The organism is Flavobacterium sp. (genome assembly GCF_046296355.1).
Lineage (GTDB): Bacteria > Bacteroidota > Bacteroidia > Flavobacteriales > Flavobacteriaceae > Flavobacterium.
In genome coordinates this window covers 52,677-71,371 of the sequence record NZ_JBKBLM010000008.1, presented here as the reverse complement: position 1 = coordinate 71,371, position 18,695 = coordinate 52,677, and the positions used below count along the sequence as shown (strand labels likewise).

The window sequence follows — 18,695 nt, the reverse complement described above, 5'->3', positions numbered from 1 at the left end:
AAACATGGCATTATCCAATCTGTTCCGAAAAAAATCGACCGCAGCTATCTTAAAAGAAGGTGGCGATGGAGAACATTCCGGCTTGAATAAAGTACTTACTGTAAAAGATTTAACGTTCTTCGGAATAGCGGCCATCATTGGTGGCGGTACTTTTAGTGCCATTGGAAATGCTTGTTTCTCCGGCGGTCCGGGTGTGGTTTTCTTATATATTATTTGTGCGGTGGCTTGTGGTTTTACCGCGATGTGTTATGCCGAATTTGCCTCTAGAGTTCCGGTTTCCGGTAGTGCTTATACTTATGCTTATGTCTCTTTTGGGGAATTATTTGCTTGGATAATCGGTTGGGCATTGCTTATGGAATATTCCATCGGGAACATTTATATCGCGTTTTCTTGGAGTGGTTATTTTACCAATTTACTCGAAACCTTTCACTTACACATACCCGAATGGCTGACCATCAACTATAAATCTGCTCAAGATGCTTTTGTTGCCAATAAAGTCGGCGAAGGATTGACCGCTTGGAATAGCGCACCAACCTTGGGTGGACTGAGAATCATCTTTGATTTACCGGCGGTTATGATTAACGTTTTGATTACTTATTTGGTTTACAAAGGCACAAAAGAATCTAAAAACATCAGTAATTTTATGGTTTACATCAAATTGGCGATCATTATTTTAGTGATTATTGTTGGTGCCACTTATGTCGACATCGACAATTGGACACCATTTATGCCGAATGGTTTTGGTGGCGTTATGGCCGGAGTTTCGGCGGTGTTCTTTGCTTATATAGGTTTTGATGCGGTATCGACTTTAGCCGAAGAAAGCAAAAACCCACAACGCGATTTACCACGCGGAATGATTTATTCGTTAGTGATTTGTACTGTTATTTATATCATTTTAGCTTTAGTATTAACCGGAATGGTGAAATATGACTTGCTTGGCGTAAGTGATCCATTAGCGGAAATCTTTGCCTTGAAAGGCGTAAAATGGATGTTGTTCATCGTTTCCATTGCAGCTGTAGTGGCTATGACCAGTGTAATGCTGGTATTCCAAATGGGACAACCGCGTATTTGGATGACCATGAGTCGTGACGGATTAATGCCAAAGAAATTTGCCGAAATACATCCAAAACACAAAACACCCGGATTTGCAACTATAGTAACCGGATTGGTGGTTGGTATTCCGATATTCTTTACCGATGAAAACTTTGTATTAGACTTTACGAGCATCGGAACTTTGTTTGCTTTCGTATTGGTTTGTGGCGGTGTATTGATGTTGTCACCACAAAGCGAAGCCGAATTAGCCGAACGCGCGACTAAAGGCAAATTCCGTATTCCTTATATCAATTCGAAATACATATTTCCTTTAATTTGTTTGGGTGCTTTTGGTGCGGTGCAATACTTCTTGCCTACTTTCTTCCCAAATACTTTTAGCTATTCCGATAACTTTTTTGCTGATAATGCGCCAATGGTGGTTTTCATCCTGCTTTGTATAGTAATGGCAGTTTTGGCATTCCTTAAAAACTTATCGCTCATACCATTACTTGGTTTAATCTCTTGTTGTTATTTACTAACCGGAATGGCGGTATCCAACTGGCAATGGTTTGGTATTTGGCTAATTATTGGTTTGTTCTTCTATTTTATTTACGGTTACAAAAACAGTAAGTTGAATAAAAAATAAAATAAAAATCCCGTCTCGTTTAAAATACAAGACGGGATTTTTTTTATCGGTTAAACGGATATTCATTTATCCAATGAAAACCTCTTTTGTTGAGTTCGTAGTCTTCTTTCTTTCTTTGTTGCCAAAGTAATTCAAGTGTATCCGATTCCCATCTTCCTTTTACCAGTAATTCGGTTTTGGACAATCTTTTATATCCTAAATTAAATATTTTAGTACTGTCTTTATATGAAGTCACCGTAAATTGGTTGGTAATCGTGTCGGTCTTCACCGCATAATAATGGCCTCTTCCTTTAACTTTTTTGATAACAATATTTCCATCTTCCATCAATACTTTGTTCCAACGTAAGGTATCAGTTTCTAGAGGCGGAATAGTATCGCCATTTTTAACAAACATCTTTACTTCATAACTTCCGTTAAAGCTTTCGGCATAAACTACATTTTCGGGTATAGCATTGACTTGTATAATCATCATAACTATAGCTAAAGAACACAATACCAACAATCCAATTTTAGAAATTTTATGAGTCACACGCTGCCATTTATCCTTAAAAACCAATGGCTCAATTTTTAACTGAAGTGATTCTTGCTTAAAAAAGAAACGGTACAATGACCCTAAATAAGGCGACACGATAAATATTGACAGCAAAACCAAATGCGAAGAAAATAACTTTACCGGTACATCATAACAATAATTCATGGCGGCTACATTCAACATTACCCCAAAAGCCATTAAAGCACCAACAATAGTAGTTCGTCTGAACAATAATAAAACACCTGCCACAAACTCTATAAAACCACCGAAGAAAGTATACGCTTTAGAATGTCCCATAAAGGTCCACAATAAACCCATTGGAGATGATTCGCCGTAAGTTTGCTCCAATCGTGTAATATGTGTTGGCTGAAACTGTCCGTTAAAAAACTTAATGATACCATATAAAATCAAAAACAAACCCACATAATACCTTGCATAAACCCAAGTCACATGAAACCAAGACTGAAAATTCTTTTTCTTACTGACCAATAAAATGACAATTGTCAATACTATTGAAATCAAGAAAACGAATAATAAGTTCACATAATCAAACGTAGTGTCTCCGCTGCCGGTTACCGCAATTTTTTCTAAAGTGGTAAGGCCTAAAACCGTTTTGCCAAACCAAAGTACTACTATTTCTAAAGGCTTAGTATAAACCGAAAACACAACGTCTACTCCCGGAATTTCATTAAAAGGTCTGGGGAACATGTATAAAAAGGCATAACAAATGGTAAAAACAGTAATCGCTTTTCGAGAAAAAGACCACTCTTGATTTTCGGAAGATACTCTTGCTGACATACTTAAATGGATTAATTTTTTTGAAATTTAACAATAAAAATAACACCAAAAAACATTTGACTTTAAAAAGCACCAATTGGATACTCAGAGATAATCGCTTTTTATTTACATTTATAGAATAATTAACCAACATCCTTTTTTTAGATGCAAACTAAATTCTCATTTTTACTCGTTGCCCTAATCACTTTTACTATTTCCAACGCACAAGAAGCTGCAAAAACCGATAAAGAAACCCCTAAATGGGATGTCGCCAAACCCGGTGACACTTTCAACTACAAAACCCAAAACTTCACAACCAGCGAAGGCACTTGGATGAACTTAGATGTCAGTCCTGATGGCACTACTATTGTTTTTGACATGTTGGGTGATATTTACAGCATGTCGGTTTCAGGTGGCAAAGCCATAGTGTTGCGTTCCGGAATTCCGTTTGAAATTCAACCGCGTTTTAGTAACGATGGGAAGAAAATTGCCTTTACCAGTGATGCCGGTGGCGGTGATAACCTTTGGGTGATGAATGCCGATGGTACCAATGCCAAACAGGTTTCGAAAGAAGATTTCCGTTTAATGAGCAATCCCGCTTGGATGCCTGACGGGAATTATTTAGTGGGTAGAAAAAACTTTACTTCACAGCGTTCGGCCGGTGCGGGAGAAATGTGGCAATACCATATCAGTGGCGGTAGCGGCGTACAATTGACCAAAAGAAAAAATGACCAACAAGACGTCAACGAACCTAATATCTCCAGAGACGGAAAATATATGTACTTCAGCGAAGACATGTATCCGGGTGGATTTTTCCAATACAATAAAGATCCGCATAACGAAATTTATGTCATCAAGCGCTACGAATTTGAAACCGGAAAACTTGAAACCATTACGGGTGGACCAGGCGGTGCTGCTCGTCCGCAAGTGTCTCCCAACGGAAAGCAATTGGCTTTTATTAAAAGAGTCGGAACGAGTACCGTTTTATATTTACACGATTTAGAAACCGGTGAAGAATGGCCGGTATATGACAAACTCGACAAAGACCAACAAACCGCTTGGGCTTTATTTGGCGTGTATCCTAATTTCAATTGGATGCCTAACAACGAAGACATCGTGATTTGGTTTGGCGGAAAAATCAATAAAATCAATACCAAGTCTTCAACGGCAACTAACATTCCGTTTACAGCCGATGTAGCGATTGATGTAGCTGACCGAGTACATTTTAACACCCCGATTTCAGATACTGATTTCACTGTAAAAATGATACGTGATGCGGTGACTTCGCCTGATGGAAAGACTTTAGCCTTTAGGGCTTTAGGGTACATTTGGACTAAAACTTTACCCAACGGAACGCCGAAACGTTTAACCAACGGCACCGACTTTGAAGCCGAACCCACTTTCACCGCAGACAGCAAAAGCATAGTTTATGTCACTTGGAACGATACCGAATTGGGTAGCATTAGAAAAGTTGGTTTAGATGGAAAAAACTCTGTGAAATTAAGTACAGAGAAAGGCATTTTCAGAACGCCTTCCCTATCGCCTGACGGAAAAACAATTGTTTACCGCAAAGAAGTCGGCAATCTCGACCAAGGCTTATCTTACTCCAAAAAACCCGGCATTTATACGATGAGTGCCAATGGCGGCGCCGGCAAATTCATTACCGAAAGTGGTCTGTTTCCTTTGTTTACCAAAGACGGGAATCGCATTTTCTATCAAACCGGCGGAGTGTTTTTTGGTAGTTTGACCAAAGAACTGAAAAGCGTTGACTTAAACGGTCAAGACGAAAGAACGCATATCAAATCGAAATATGCTAACCGTTTGGTGCCGAGTCCCGACAACCAATGGATTGCCTTTATGCATTTGCACAAAGCCTATGTAGCACCTTTAAACATGAACGGTCAGGAGATTGATTTGGACAATAAATCAACCGTTGTGCCTGTTTCAGAACTGACTAAAGATGCAGGAATCAATTTGCATTGGGCGACCAACAGCCAAAAAGTAATGTGGACGTTAGGTGACAGTTATTACACCAACGAAATCAAAGACCGCTTTACTTTCTTGCCGGGTTCGCCTGAAAAAGTGGAGAAACCAACGGATAGCGGTATCAAAATCGGTTTAACTTCTAAAGTGGATAAACCTAAAGGTAAAATTGCTTTAACCAACGCCCGAATCATCACAATGGATGGTGATAAAGTGATTGAAAAAGGCACTATAATCATTAACCAAAACCGCATTGAATCGGTTGGGAATTCAGGTGAAGTAACCGTTCCTGCCGATGCTCGAGTGTATGACTTAGCCGGCAAAACATTAATGCCCGGAATGGTCGATGCTCACGCACACGTAGGCGCTTTCCGTTACGGATTGACGACACAACAAAACTGGCAGTTTTATGCTAATTTAGCTTTTGGGGTAACCACTTCGCATGACCCGTCATCGAATACAGAATCTATCTTTTCTCTTGCCGAAATGGTTAAGAGCGGTGCTTTAGTTGGGCCACGTATTTACTCTACCGGTTTCATCTTATATGGCGCTGATGGCGATTTTAAAGCTATAGTGAATGGCCTTGACGATGCGCGTTCGTCTATCAAACGTACCAAAGCTTTTGGCGCACTATCGGTGAAGAGTTATAATCAACCGCGTCGTGACCAACGCCAACAAGTATTACAAGCCGCTCGTGAAGAAAGCATTAATGTGGTTCCCGAAGGTGGTTCGAATTTCTTCCACAACATGACTATGGTGATTGACGGTCATACCGGAGTGGAACACAATATTCCGGTAACGCCTGTGTATAAAGATGTGTTAGAACTTTGGGGCAAAAGCAGTGTGGGTTACACGCCTACGCTTATTGTAAACTATGGCGGATTGAACGCTGAATATTATTGGTACCAAAAAACCAATGTTTACGAAAACAAAAAACTACTGCAATTCACCCCAAGAAGCATCATTGATTCGCGTTCGCGTTTCCGTACGATGGCGCCTGAAGAAGAATACCAAAACGACCATATCCTGACTTCCAAAACCGCCAAAAAACTAGCGGATAGCGGTGTGAAGGTCAACATGGGTGCTCACGGACAATTACAAGGTTTGGGCGCGCACTGGGAATTGTGGAGCATTCACCAAGGTGGCATGAGCAACTTAGAAGCATTGAAAACCGCCACTATCAACTCCGCCAACTATATAGGTGCCGGTAAAGACATTGGTTCGCTCGAAGTGGGCAAATTGGCTGACATCTTAGTTTTAGACAAAAATCCTTTAGACGATATTCAGAACTCGGCCACGTTACGTTATACCATAGCCAACGGCAGAATGTACAATTCAGAAACCATGAACGAAGAAGGTAACGAACCTAAAGCACGCAAAAAATTCTATTGGGAAAATAACAAATACAATTCAGCTTTCCCATGGCACGAAGAAACGGAGAGTTTTATGGAGCACCATTGTTGTGACGCGATTCATAATTAAGTACGAAGTGAAAAGTACGAAGTACGAAGTAAAACCATTCGCGAAAGTGAGTGGTTTTTTTTTGGAGTGAGGAGTTGTTACACAGAGATGCACGGAGAAGGACGGAGATTCACGGAGCACTGATTACTGAACACTGAACACTCATAATAGCAAATGCATGTTTTTTACAACTTAAAAGTATGCACAATGGGTTGCAATGACTGTTGGAATTCCATCTTCCATCTTCCATCTTCCCTTAAATAGTTATCGCTTAATTACCAACCTAATTTTAGCCATTCGCAAAAAAAAACTACCTTTGATAATATCAAATGATAGTATCAATGAAACCGCCTTACGATATTACTCCGAAAATTCTAAAACTGATAAGCTCAATTTCTGAGAAAATTGGAGAAGTAAATGCTAATTACCTAAGCAAACAATCTCCACAACTCCGTAAACAGAATAGAATCAAAACCATTCATTCTTCTTTACAAATTGAAGGCAATACTTTAACCAAAGAGCAGATTACTGCGTTAATAGAAAACAAAAGAGTTATTGGTCCGGAAAAAGATGTGCTGGAAGTTTTAAATGCCATTAAGGTCTATGAAAAACTAGCAGAATATCAATTTTCATCAGACAAAAGCTTTTTAAAAGCGCATCTTCAGTTAATGCATGGAATAATTGAAAGTGCCGGGAAATATAGAAAGCAAGGTGTTGGAATAGTTAAAGGAACCAAAGTAGAACACGTTGCGCCTCCATTTGAAAATGTACCGCATTTGATGAAAGATTTGTTTGAATATCTGAAAGATACTGATGAATTAACATTAATAAAAAGTTGCGTATTTCATTACGAAATGGAATTCATTCATCCTTTTTTAGATGGATACGGCAGAATGGGAAGATTATGGCAAACGCTGATTCTAATGGCGGAATATCCGGTTTTTGAGTTTTTGCCATTCGAAACATTAATCAGCAAAACCCAAGAGGATTATTATCAATCATTGGCGTTAAGCGATAAGTCAGGAAAGTCAACTTACTTTATTGAATATATGCTAGGTGTTATTGAAAAGTCACTTGAAAACTTGCTTAACTATAACAACAGAGTATTAAAAGATATTGATCGGTTAGAGTATTTTTTGAACCTAGGCATTAAAGAGTTTAATCGTAAAGATTACATGAACATATTCAAAGATTTGTCTTCTGCCACAGCTAGCAGAGATTTGAAAAAAGGAATTGAATTGAATATGTTTGATAGTATTGGTAATCTGAACAAAACGAAATATATAGTGAAATAATTACCGTTGCTATAAACAGTTTGTGCTAATGACTGGTTTTGGCTTTATCGGAAATATATTCGCTGACTGAAATTTTAGTTATATTTGGAATCGGCAGTGATTAATATTTGTAACTGTTACTAGCCACATTCCAAGATTAAATCCAAATTTTTAAGATAAAAAATGAAAAAAATTAATACTATAATTTTGGCGCTATGTTTCACAACACTATCCTTTGGACAAAACGCAATCAAAACTGAAAAATCGGAGTTAGAAGCATTAATTATTAAATCTTTTGACGAAATATGGTCTGAATTAAATTCTAAAAACATTGATCAATATTACACCAAGGATTTTCTGCTTTTGGAAAATGGAGAAGTGTGGAATAATGACTCTATTACCAATTATTTAGACAAAGCTGTCCTTAAAAAACCGATTCCTACCCGAGTGAACTCCATTGAAATTATTGATGTTAAAGTCTCAAATGGAATGGCTTGGATTGCCTACAAAAACCAAGCGGTATTTACGGTTGACCATAAAATAATCAGAAAAGCGTATTGGCTGGAAAGTGCCACCGCAATTTTAACAGAAAATGGCTGGAAATTACAAATGCTTCATTCCACAAGAGTAAAAAATGAATAAAAAAACCGTTGGCACGGATTAACACACAAACAAAGCGACTGTCTAAGGAATCCGTGCCCATTAACTCGAGTCTATGAAAATTCAAAAAGGAGTTTTATATTTGAAATCAACACGCAGCTGTTGTAAAATGCATGCCGTTTTTGGCAATTATAAACGAAACGCAAACAAAATGAAAGTACTCCAAAAAATAATGATTTTGTTTTTAATCTCATTAACTTCCTGTTGTGGAAAAGACGATGAAAACCAAGTTACCCCTATTTCTAATATTACTTTTTCAAACTCCCCATTTGACTTGCAAGGAATTAATGCAAAATTTGCTAAAGACATTGCATATGACAACAAAGCAAGAACTCAATTTGATATTTGGCTACCCAATTCTAGTACTCCGACAGGTTTAGTGATATATGTTCACGGTGGTGGTTTTACAAGTGGTGATAAAGATTTTGTATATACTATTCAATCAGGTGGAGCTTGGGATTTTCCCACAGACATTCGCTACTTACTTCAAAACAATATTGCATTTGCAACTATTCGTTATACTTATCTAAACACAACAGGAGAAATCGAAGGTGTTAAAAAACCAATGTCAGACGTAAGAAGGGCTCTACAATACATCAGAAATCGGGCAAGTGATTTTAATATTGACAAGAATAAAATAGTTTTAGCAGGTAATTCAGCAGGTGCAGGAACTTCTCTTTGGATTGCGTTTAATAATGACTTTGCAAATGCTTCAAGTAGCGACCCTGTTTTAAGAGAATCAAGCAGAGTAAAAGGCGTAGTTGCGAGAGAAACTCAAGCAAGCTATAATATTGAAGACCGTTATGTAAATGATGTTTTTTTTGATTATAATTTGACTTGGTCAGAAATACTAGCCAATGAAACGGGGAATATTCAAAAAATTTATGGTGTATCCTCAACAGCACAATACGAATCATCTGCTATTGATGCTTATAGAGTAGAAGTTGATATGTTGTCTTTAATGACTTCTGATGACCCGGAAATTTGGATAAATAATACCCTTAGAGAGGTTGTACATCCTTATGCTGCTCCTGAAATATCTTCTCATCACGCATTTCACGCCAGAGAGTTGAAAGAGCGAGCAGATGCCGTTGGCGTTGAAAACATTACTTACTATGGTAAAAACCCAATCATATTTTCTGACCCAAGCAACGAAAGTTGGACAGAATTCTGTAAAAGGAAAATTAATGAATAACTGTCCCCGTAAGCGCTGATTTACACACGAGCAAAGCAACTGCCGAAGGAATCTGTGCTTAATTAAAAAAAGGGATAAGGCATAAGGGATAAGGGAGATAACTGACCACTGAACTCTTACTGCACGTTTACTGCACGCTTATTGGACGTTAATAGGACGTTAATAGGACGCAGTAGCTTTTTATTGGCTTTCATGACGTTACCATGACGTTGATATGACGTTACTATGACGTTGATATGGCTTAACATAACTTATCTATGGCTTTGGTATGGCTTATCTATGGCTTTGATACGGCTTTGATACGGCTTTGATACGGCTTTGATACGGCTTAGTAGAATTTAAAAATTGTGGTTAAAAAGCGAATTTATAAGAAATTTATGTTGATAACTTAAGGTAAAATCCCTATTGATGGGGATTGGTTTGTGGTGGGGAATTGGTTAAATTTGGGAACACTGCTGATAGTGATGATGCTTATCGGTTAGTTAGCAGAGATTGCCTCGGAACATTTAACTTAAACATCATGAAAGTACTATTATCAAGCATCTTTTTAATCTTATTCGCTGTACAAGATGATTTCACATTTGTAAGTGAAAATCAAAAAGTAGTTTTAAAAATTGACAACGGAGTTAGAACTTTAACTTGGGGAAAGAAATCAGTTCTCAATCTGAAAGTAGAAAATATTGATACTCAAAAAATGACAATGTCTGCGCCTGGAATTAGATTTATTAAAAGTAAAAACCCAAAAGAAGAAGTAACTCTTGAAATCACGCCTGAAAGAGAAGTCATAGAAAATGACACTTTAAATCTTCATGTTGGATTCCGAGACAAGAATAATGAATCCATACATCACAAATTTGCAATACTTATTACAAAATAGTGTACGGCAAACCCGACAGCGCGGATTTGCAATCCGTGCCTACTAACTCAAGGCTCTGAAATACAAAAAAAGGTGGCTCAAACGAACCACCTTTTTTATTGATAAACTATAACTATTTAAGCCAAATCATAACGGTCGGCGTTCATGACTTTAGTCCATGCCGCTACGAAATCATTCACAAATTTTTGTTTGTTGTCGTCTTGCGCATACACTTCAGCATAAGAACGCAGTACCGAGTTAGAACCAAAAACCAAATCGGCTCTGGTAGCGGTCCACTTCGTTTGCCCCGTTTTTCTATCTACTATGTTGTACAAGTTTTTGCCTACCGGTTTCCATGAGTAGTTCATATTGGTGAGGTTGACAAAGAAGTCATTACTTAGTATGCCTTCGTTCTCGGTAAATACGCCGTGTTTGGTGCCACCGTAATTGGTGCCTAAAACACGCATTCCTCCAATAAGTACAGTCATTTCCGGTGCAGTCAATCCCATCAATTGGGCTTTGTCTAACAACATTTCTTCGGGCTGTACTTTGTAGTCACTTTTCACCCAGTTTCTGAAACCATCGTGTAATGGTTCTAATACGTCAAACGATTCGGCATCCGTCATCTCAGCAGTAGCATCTCCTCTACCCGGTGCGAAAGGTACTTTAACGCCGGCTGCTTTTTCAACAGCTGCTGTTCCTCCTACGACAATCAAATCAGCAAGAGATACTTTTTTGCTCAATCCGGCTTGGATTTCGGTAAGTTTGGTTAACACTTTATTTAAGCGTTCCGGCTCGTTGCCTTCCCAGTCTTTTTGAGGCGCTAAACGAATACGAGCACCATTGGCACCACCACGGAAATCCGAACCTCTGAAAGTTCTGGCACTGTCCCAAGCGGTGTTGATTAATTCGGTTGCCGTTAAGCCGCTGTTTAATAATGTTGCTTTTAATGCATCTATTTCAGATTCCGTAAGCGTATAATCAACCGCCGGAATCGGGTCTTGCCAAATCAATTCTTCTTGAGGCGCATCGGCTCCTAAATAGCGATTTCTTGGTCCTAAATCACGGTGAGTCAACTTAAACCAAGCTCTGGCAAAAGCGTCTTCAAAAGCTTGTGGGTCTTTTTGGAATTTCTCCGAAATTTTGCGGTACTCAGGATCCATTTTCAAAGCCATATCGGCATCGGTCATGATTGGATTTCTGCGTACGCCTTTGATATGGGCATCAAACGGTTTGTCTTCTTCGGCCATATTAATCGGATCCCATTGCCAAGCACCGGCCGGGCTTTTAGACAATTGCCAATCGTGGTTTAATAAAATATCAAAATACGTATGGTTCCATTTGTCGGGATGCGAAGTCCAAGCGCCTTCTAATCCGCTGGTGATGGTATCGACACCGTTTCCGTTTCCTTTTGGATTCAACCAACCAAAACCTTGCGTTTCTACGTCGGCTGCTTCCGGTTCCGGACCTAAGGCATTGGCATCGCCATTTCCGTGGGCTTTCCCTACGGTATGTCCACCTGCAGTTAAAGCCACAGTCTCCTCATCGTTCATGGCCATTCTCAAAAACGTTACACGCATGTCATTGGCTGTCTTTAAAGGATCAGGATTTCCGTCAACCCCTTGAGGATTCACATACACTAACCCCATCATTACCGCAGCAAGCGGATTCTCTAAATCTCTCTCGCCAGAATAACGGCTTTTTTCACCACCTGATGGTGCTAACCATGTATTTTCTGAACCCCAATAAACATCTTTTTCAGGGTGCCAAATGTCCTCACGACCACCGGCAAATCCGAAGGTTTTAAAGCCCATCGATTCATAAGCCATGTTACCGGCCAAAATCATTAAATCGGCCCAAGAAATTTTGTTTCCGTATTTTTTCTTGATAGGCCAAAGCAATCTTCTTGCTTTGTCAAGGTTACCGTTATCCGGCCAACTGTTAAGTGGTGCAAAACGCAAGTTTCCGGTTCCGCTACCGCCACGACCATCGGCTATACGGTAACTTCCGGCACTGTGCCATGCCAAACGAATCATCAATCCGCCATAGTGACCCCAATCGGCAGGCCACCAGTCTTGACTTTCGGTCATTAAGGCTTTCAAATCATTCTTTAAGGCTTCGAGGTCTAATTTTTTGAATTCTTCCGCATAGTTGAAATTTTCTCCAAGCGGATTAGTCTTGGAATCGTGTTGGTGCAAAATGTCGAGGTTTAACGCATTGGGCCACCAAAAGCTGTTATTGGGCACGTCTGTACCCTGTTTTACTTGAGCTCCAGAGAAAGGACATTTCCCGGAACCGTTAGCATTGTTTTCCATAATATGAATTGGTTTGTTGTTATGAACTTATGGTGCTAAATTACCAAATGTTTTACTATCTGAATTATTTTTTTAATAGATAAAAACTATACTCGATGCAAGGATAAGTTATATAGTTTATCTACTCAAGAACTGATACAGCAGTAATCTTATTTTAAAATCAAAAGAGGAAAATAAACTAATAGTGTAAGTAATTTTAGTAATACTTTTTACTTTTGGAGGTGTTTATCTTTTTTTTCTTATAAAAAACAGTTATTTAATCATTTGATAATATTTTAATTCCCAGATGACTATGCTTTTTATTAGTTTTGAACAAACAAAAAAATAACAAAAACCAACCATGGAAGACAATTTTATACTAATTAGTATTATTGTGGTGATAGCCGTTAACTTGGCCTTTTATTTCTTTCTGAGAAACCGTAAAGAAGAAAAGGAATTAAGAGACTATTTCAAAAAAGGATTGAAAAAAGACAAAAAAGCATAAGATTCCAAAATTCGATATAAAGCAAAAGGCACGATTACTCGTGCCTTTTGCTTTATATAATACTTGATTAATAAGCTATCAAGGCTAACAAGGTTTCCTCAAAACGGTCTTTCGGTAGGTATTGGTCTTCCAAAGCTTTCACAAACGGAATGGCTGTTTCCAAGCTTCCCACTCTTCTTACCGGCGCATCCAAATGCTCAAAACACTCTTCCATAATCATGGCAGAAATATCACTAGAAACACCTCCAAATAAAGTATCTTCTTGAAGTATAATTACTTTTCCGGTCTTTTTAACCGAGGTAAATATAGCTTCGTTATCCAAAGGTTGTAAACTGCGCAAGTCAATTAAATCAGCACTGATATTGGAATGTTTATTCAAAGTGTCCAAAGCCCAATGTACTCCGGCACCAAAAGAAATTACAGTCACTTGAGTTCCTTCTTTTAACAAAGCGGCTTTTCCTAAAGGAATGGTATAATAATCGGTTGGGACGTCTTGGTAAACCGAACGGTACAACTGTTTGTGCTCAAAAAACATCACCGGATTAGGGTCGTTGATGGCGGTATTTAATAACCCTTTGGCATCATAAGGAAACGCAGGATAAACGACTTTTAACCCAGGTGTTTTGGTAAACCAAGCTTCATTGGTTTGCGAGTGAAAAGGTCCGGCCTGAGTGCCACCGCCACAAGGCATGCGCACTACTACATCGGCTTTCTCGTTCCAACGGTAATGTTGTTTGGCCAAAAGATTGACAATCGGATTGAATCCTGTAGATACAAAATCGGCAAACTGCATTTCTACAATCGCTTTGTAACCATTGATAGACAAACCATTCGCTGCAGAAACTACGGCACTTTCACAAATTGGTGTGTTGCGAACACGTTCTTTGCCAAATTGCGCTACAAAACCATCCGTGATTTTAAAAGCACCACCATATTCGGCTATGTCTTGCCCCATGATCACCAAATTATCATGACGCTCCATCGATTGGCGTAAAGCATTCGAAATAGCATCCACCACACGAATATTCTCCACCGAATCGCCATGATTCACGGCTTCGAATTCATACGATTCATACATGTCATTAAGCTCTTCGGCTAAATCGGCTTCACATTCAGGCTCCGCTTGTGTAGTTGCCCAATGTTCGTCAATTTCGGCTTTGATGGCTTTCTTTATCTTATCATCTTCCGCTTCCGAAAGCACACTTACTTGAAGTAAATAATCTCTATAATTTGAAATCGGGTCTTTAATCGCCCACATGTCCATTAATTCCTGAGGGACATATTTGGTGCCGCTCGCTTCTTCGTGCCCACGCATTCTGAAGGTTTTGAACTCTAATAAAACCGGACGAGGATTATCAATCATCGAAGCTTTTAGTTCTGCTATTTTGGTATAAACGTCTAAGATATTATTCCCGTCAATGATATGACTTTCCATTCCGTAACCCACGCCTTTATCGGCTAAGTTCTCGCAACGGTATTGCTCATTGGTTGGGGTTGAAAGTCCGTAACCATTATTTTCAATCACAAACAAAACAGGTAATTCCCAAACGGCTGCAATATTCAACGCTTCGTGAAAATCGCCTTCCGAAGTAGCGCCTTCTCCGGTAAAAACTGCGGTTACTTTGCCGTTCATTTTTAATTTATTGGCCAAAGCAATCCCATCGGCCACACCCATTTGCGGACCCAAATGCGAGATCATTCCGATGATGTTGAATTCTTGGGTTCCGAAGTGAAAACTTCTGTCTCGGCCTTTGGTGAAACCGGTTTTCTTACCTTGCCATTGCGAAAACAAACGGTGCAAGGGAATGTCTCTTCCGGTAAATACGCCTAAGTTTCGGTGCATCGGTAAAATGTATTCGTCTTGGTCTAAAGCAGCAGTTATTCCTACCGAAATAGCTTCTTGTCCGATACCTGAAAACCATTTGGATACTTTTCCCTGACGCAATAGAATGAGCATTTTTTCTTCTATTAATCTGGGCTTGAGCAGTTTTTTATATAAATCCAATAATTGGATATTGGATAACTCTTTTCTGTCGAAATTCATTGGGTTTGTTTTGGTGTTGCAAAAGTATAAAAACAGATTTCAATCGTTGTAGTTTTTAGGCGAAAGTTAGCCACAATTTTACCAAAAGAAAAACCCCAAGCGAATCATCACTTGGGGTTTGTTTAATAATAGGGTATCTTTTAATTCGCAGCCTTTACAAAATTTTTGTGCAAAGTGAAACCTTCCTCAGTGGTCATCTCCAAGATATAAAACCCTGCGGCTAAACCTTCTACATTGATACTGTGGTTGTCCAATAATTGGGCAGTCAATCTTTGACCGTTGACCGCAATAATGCTTACGTTTTTGATGGGCGTATTGGTTTCCAAAAATAGCTCTTGTCGCACCGGATTTGGATATAAAGCCACTGATTGGGGTTGGACAATTTCATTGCTTCCGAGGCTTGTTTGAGTTACATTCAAAGTGTATGCGATGGTTTGAGGTGAAGGCCATGAAGAAATTACGATAAAGTATGTTTCCCCTGCTGTAACTACCAAGTCACTGATAGTACGATTTCCGGCAGCAGAACTACAACTGCAGGCATAAGGTGCTGAACCTATACCGGCACAACTGGTAAACACAAAAAGACCGCTCCAACCTACAGCAGAAGGCAGTTGTAAAGTAATGGTACCACTAACTGTTGGTGTATAGGTATAAATGACATCATTTCCACCGAGATAGTAATTCCCTGCAGTTCCGGCTCCACAAGAGATGGGTGTTGCCGTTGGCGGATCATAATTATCCGCATAATTGGCAGTATTGTCGCTTGTGCTGTAAGGCAAAGTGGCTATCACTATTGGATCTGTACACAAAGTACCGGTTTGGGCATACATCCCAACAGTTATAAATAAAAATAAAGGGTAAAGTTTTTTCATCCGAGTGGTTTTTAGGGAGTTAATAGTCATTCAAATTTAGCCTAATTAATTCTAAAAACCAAAACAGTAAGTAACCTACTATAAATGAGTCGGTAACACAAAAGCAATTGTTAATAACTTTGACTTTTCTTATTCGAAAAATCGTTACATTTGTAGCTATCGTTGGAATTTTTCCAACATAAGTTATTAACAAAAAAGTTTTAGTAGTATGCAACAAATTCCAAGTGTTGACTTACGTGATTTCCTGTCGGACGATCCGGCACGTAAACAAAAATTTGTAAATGAAATCGGAAAAGCTTACGAAGACATTGGCTTCGTGGCACTAAAAGGTCATTTTCTTGATGACAAACTGGTAAGTGATTTGTACGCCGAAGTGCGCAATTTCTTCAACTTACCATTGGAAACCAAAGCCGGTTATGAAATTCCCGGAATAGGTGGCCAACGCGGGTATGTCTCTTTTGGAAAAGAACATGCCAAAGGTCGTTCGGCCGGAGATTTAAAAGAATTTTGGCATTTCGGACAATACGTTAGCGAAGGTTCAAAATACGCCATCGAATATCCTGATAACGTAACGGTTTCTGAATTGCCACATTTTAATGAGGTGGGAAAAGAAGCCTACAAAATGTTGGAAAAAACGGGTGTTTATGTATTAAGAGCTTTGGCTTTGTACATTGGTTTAGACGAGTTTTACTTTGACAATTACATCAAAGACGGGAACAGTATCCTAAGACCAATTCATTACCCGCCAATCACTGACGAACCAAAAGACGGCGCTGTTCGTGCGGCTGCTCACGGTGACATCAATTTGATTACGCTTTTAATGGGTGCGCAAGGCAAAGGATTACAAGTACAAAATCACAATGGCGACTGGATTGATGCGATGGCACAACCGGACGAATTGATGATTAACGTAGGCGATATGCTAGCCCGTCACACCAACAACAAATTAAAATCAACCATTCACCAAGTAGTGAATCCGCCAAGAGAATTGTGGGGTACCTCCCGTTTTTCAATTCCGTTCTTTATGCACCCGGTGAGCGATATGCCACTGAATTGTTTAGAGAAATGCATCGATGCCAACAATCCAAAAGGATTCGAAGACATCACGGCAGGAGAATACCTTGACGAAAGACTGGTTGAACTGGGATTAAAGAAAAAATAAAGGTTAATTCAATAATTTCATTAAAGACATTGGGTTATACACTTGATGTCTTTTTTGGTTTTTAAACTAAGTAACTGAGTGTCTGAGTAACTGAGTGCCTAAGAAAAAGAACTCAGCTACTTAGCAACTCAGTAACTCAGCAACTTTAAAAAATGGACTTACAAGAACAACTAAAAAAACTCTTCCCCGACCACGAACCCTCGAACGAACCGGAAGCTACAGCCGAAATAAACCACGAGCTTTTTATCCAAAAAGAGCCCATGATTTGCAAATACGAAAAACGAAAAGGCAAAGCCACCACCATCATCGAAGGTTACGAAGGCAGCGAGGAAGATTTTAAAGTACTAGCCAAAGAAATCAAAACCAAACTCAGCGTTGGTGGCACTTTCAAAGATGGCGCTATCATTATTCAAGGCGATTACCGCAACAAAATAATGAAAATGCTTCAAGAAAAAGGTTTTAAAACCAAACGCGTCGGCGGATAAAACAAATCACCGAATAACCAAATTAACAATAATGATACAATCCTCAGAATTAATCCTAAACCCTGACGGCAGCGTTTATCACTTAAACCTAAAGCCAGAACATATAGCGCACAATATTATCTTTGTAGGCGACCAAAACCGAGTAGAAAAAATCACGCAGTTCTTTGACAGCATTGAATATTCTACCCAAAAACGTGAATTCAAAACGCAAACCGGTTACTACAAAGGCAAAAAAATGACGGTAATGTCCACCGGAATCGGTCCGGATAATATTGACATTGTCATGAACGAATTGGATGCTTTGGTCAACATCGATTTGGACACCCGCAAACCCAAAGAAAACCTAGTTTCTTTAAACATTGTTCGCATCGGAACTTCGGGTTCGTTGCAAGCTGATATTCCTTGTGACAGTATGGTGATGAGTAAATACGGTTTGGGCTTAGACAATATGCTTCGCTCCTATTTGATTGATGATATTTCCGAAAAAGCTATGGAAGAGGCATTTATTTCGCAAACCAACTGGGATTTGAAAAAAGGCCGACCTTACGTGATCAGTTGTTCGGAAAGTTTGGAGAAAAAAATTGAAAGCAATCAAATTCATAAAGGCTTCACCGGAACGGCAGGCGGATTCTACGGACCGCAAGGTCGCGTGTTGCGCCTCGAAATTCAAGATGCTGAGCTGAACAGTAAAATGGACAGTTTCGAATTCGAAGGCATCAAAATGACCAATCTCGAAATGGAAACCGCAGCCATTTACGGCTTAGGGAAACTGCTGGGTCACGAATGCTTGTCACTCAACGCCATCATCGCCAACCGTGCTACGGGAACTTTTAGCGAAGATCCATACAAAGCCGTAGATGCTTTAATTGCGTATGCTTTAGATAAATTGGCAGAATAAATTTTAGGATTCATCCTGA

At 39.2% G+C, this 18,695-nt stretch carries 14 protein-coding genes; 10 read left to right on the top strand and 4 right to left on the bottom strand.

Going from position 1 to position 18,695, the window contains the following annotated elements; genetic code table 11:
• Positions 1 to 4: 4 nt before the first annotated feature.
• A complete protein-coding gene (locus ACK4HO_RS05690; protein WP_409663801.1) occupies positions 5 to 1,678 on the top strand; it encodes an amino acid permease in 1,674 nt (557 codons plus the stop codon).
• Positions 1,679 to 1,721: 43 nt separating this feature from the next.
• Here the strand turns inward: ACK4HO_RS05690 and ACK4HO_RS05685 are convergent, their stop codons facing one another.
• Positions 1,722 to 3,008 (bottom strand): DoxX family protein, encoded by a 1,287-nt coding sequence (locus ACK4HO_RS05685; protein WP_409663798.1) that lies wholly within the window; start codon positions 3,006 to 3,008, stop codon positions 1,722 to 1,724.
• 144 nt (positions 3,009 to 3,152) lie between these two features.
• On the opposite strand from ACK4HO_RS05685, the gene ACK4HO_RS05680 reads away from it, so the two are divergent.
• The 5 genes from ACK4HO_RS05680 to ACK4HO_RS05660 all read left to right on the top strand — a co-directional run bounded on the left by ACK4HO_RS05680 (position 3,153) and on the right by ACK4HO_RS05660 (position 10,437).
• Positions 3,153 to 6,452 (top strand): amidohydrolase family protein, encoded by a 3,300-nt coding sequence (locus ACK4HO_RS05680; RefSeq protein ID WP_409663795.1) that lies wholly within the window; start codon positions 3,153 to 3,155, stop codon positions 6,450 to 6,452.
• A gap of 320 nt (positions 6,453 to 6,772) precedes the next feature.
• Complete coding sequence (locus tag ACK4HO_RS05675; RefSeq protein ID WP_409663792.1) at positions 6,773 to 7,726, top strand: Fic family protein; 954 nt, start codon at positions 6,773 to 6,775, stop codon at positions 7,724 to 7,726.
• Positions 7,727 to 7,888: 162 nt separating this feature from the next.
• Positions 7,889 to 8,347, top strand: coding sequence for a DUF4440 domain-containing protein (locus tag ACK4HO_RS05670; RefSeq protein WP_409663789.1), 459 nt, complete (start codon positions 7,889 to 7,891; stop codon positions 8,345 to 8,347).
• 73 nt (positions 8,348 to 8,420) lie between these two features.
• Positions 8,421 to 9,560 carry a hypothetical protein gene (locus ACK4HO_RS05665; RefSeq protein ID WP_409663786.1) on the top strand — a complete coding sequence of 380 codons (1,140 nt, stop codon included), beginning with the start codon at positions 8,421 to 8,423 and terminating at the stop codon, positions 9,558 to 9,560.
• A gap of 520 nt (positions 9,561 to 10,080) precedes the next feature.
• Positions 10,081 to 10,437, top strand: coding sequence for a hypothetical protein (locus ACK4HO_RS05660; RefSeq protein WP_409663784.1), 357 nt, complete (start codon positions 10,081 to 10,083; stop codon positions 10,435 to 10,437).
• 116 nt (positions 10,438 to 10,553) lie between these two features.
• Here ACK4HO_RS05660 and katG read toward each other — a convergent pair whose 3' ends face one another.
• Complete coding sequence (gene katG, locus ACK4HO_RS05655; RefSeq protein ID WP_409663781.1) at positions 10,554 to 12,731, bottom strand: catalase/peroxidase HPI; 2,178 nt, start codon at positions 12,729 to 12,731, stop codon at positions 10,554 to 10,556.
• Between the two features lie 340 nt (positions 12,732 to 13,071).
• On the opposite strand from katG, the gene ACK4HO_RS05650 reads away from it, so the two are divergent.
• A complete protein-coding gene (locus ACK4HO_RS05650) occupies positions 13,072 to 13,215 on the top strand; it encodes a hypothetical protein (RefSeq protein ID WP_409663780.1) in 144 nt (47 codons plus the stop codon).
• 67 nt (positions 13,216 to 13,282) lie between these two features.
• Here ACK4HO_RS05650 and ACK4HO_RS05645 read toward each other — a convergent pair whose 3' ends face one another.
• Both ACK4HO_RS05645 and ACK4HO_RS05640 read right to left on the bottom strand, forming a co-directional pair.
• Complete coding sequence (locus tag ACK4HO_RS05645; RefSeq protein WP_409663777.1) at positions 13,283 to 15,259, bottom strand: thiamine pyrophosphate-dependent enzyme; 1,977 nt, start codon at positions 15,257 to 15,259, stop codon at positions 13,283 to 13,285.
• A gap of 140 nt (positions 15,260 to 15,399) precedes the next feature.
• Positions 15,400 to 16,131 (bottom strand): T9SS type A sorting domain-containing protein, encoded by a 732-nt coding sequence (locus ACK4HO_RS05640; RefSeq protein ID WP_409663774.1) that lies wholly within the window; start codon positions 16,129 to 16,131, stop codon positions 15,400 to 15,402.
• Positions 16,132 to 16,339: 208 nt separating this feature from the next.
• Between ACK4HO_RS05640 and ACK4HO_RS05635 the strand changes: the two genes are divergently transcribed.
• The 3 genes from ACK4HO_RS05635 (at position 16,340) to ACK4HO_RS05625 (ending at position 18,676) form a co-directional block, all read left to right on the top strand.
• Positions 16,340 to 17,293 (top strand): isopenicillin N synthase family dioxygenase, encoded by a 954-nt coding sequence (locus ACK4HO_RS05635; RefSeq protein WP_409663771.1) that lies wholly within the window; start codon positions 16,340 to 16,342, stop codon positions 17,291 to 17,293.
• Between the two features lie 152 nt (positions 17,294 to 17,445).
• Positions 17,446 to 17,778: a translation initiation factor gene (locus tag ACK4HO_RS05630; protein ID WP_409663768.1), complete on the top strand. Its 333-nt coding sequence runs from the start codon at positions 17,446 to 17,448 to the stop codon at positions 17,776 to 17,778.
• A 31-nt stretch (positions 17,779 to 17,809) separates the two neighbouring features.
• A complete protein-coding gene (locus tag ACK4HO_RS05625; RefSeq protein WP_409663765.1) occupies positions 17,810 to 18,676 on the top strand; it encodes a nucleoside phosphorylase in 867 nt (288 codons plus the stop codon).
• Positions 18,677 to 18,695 lie beyond the last annotated feature (19 nt).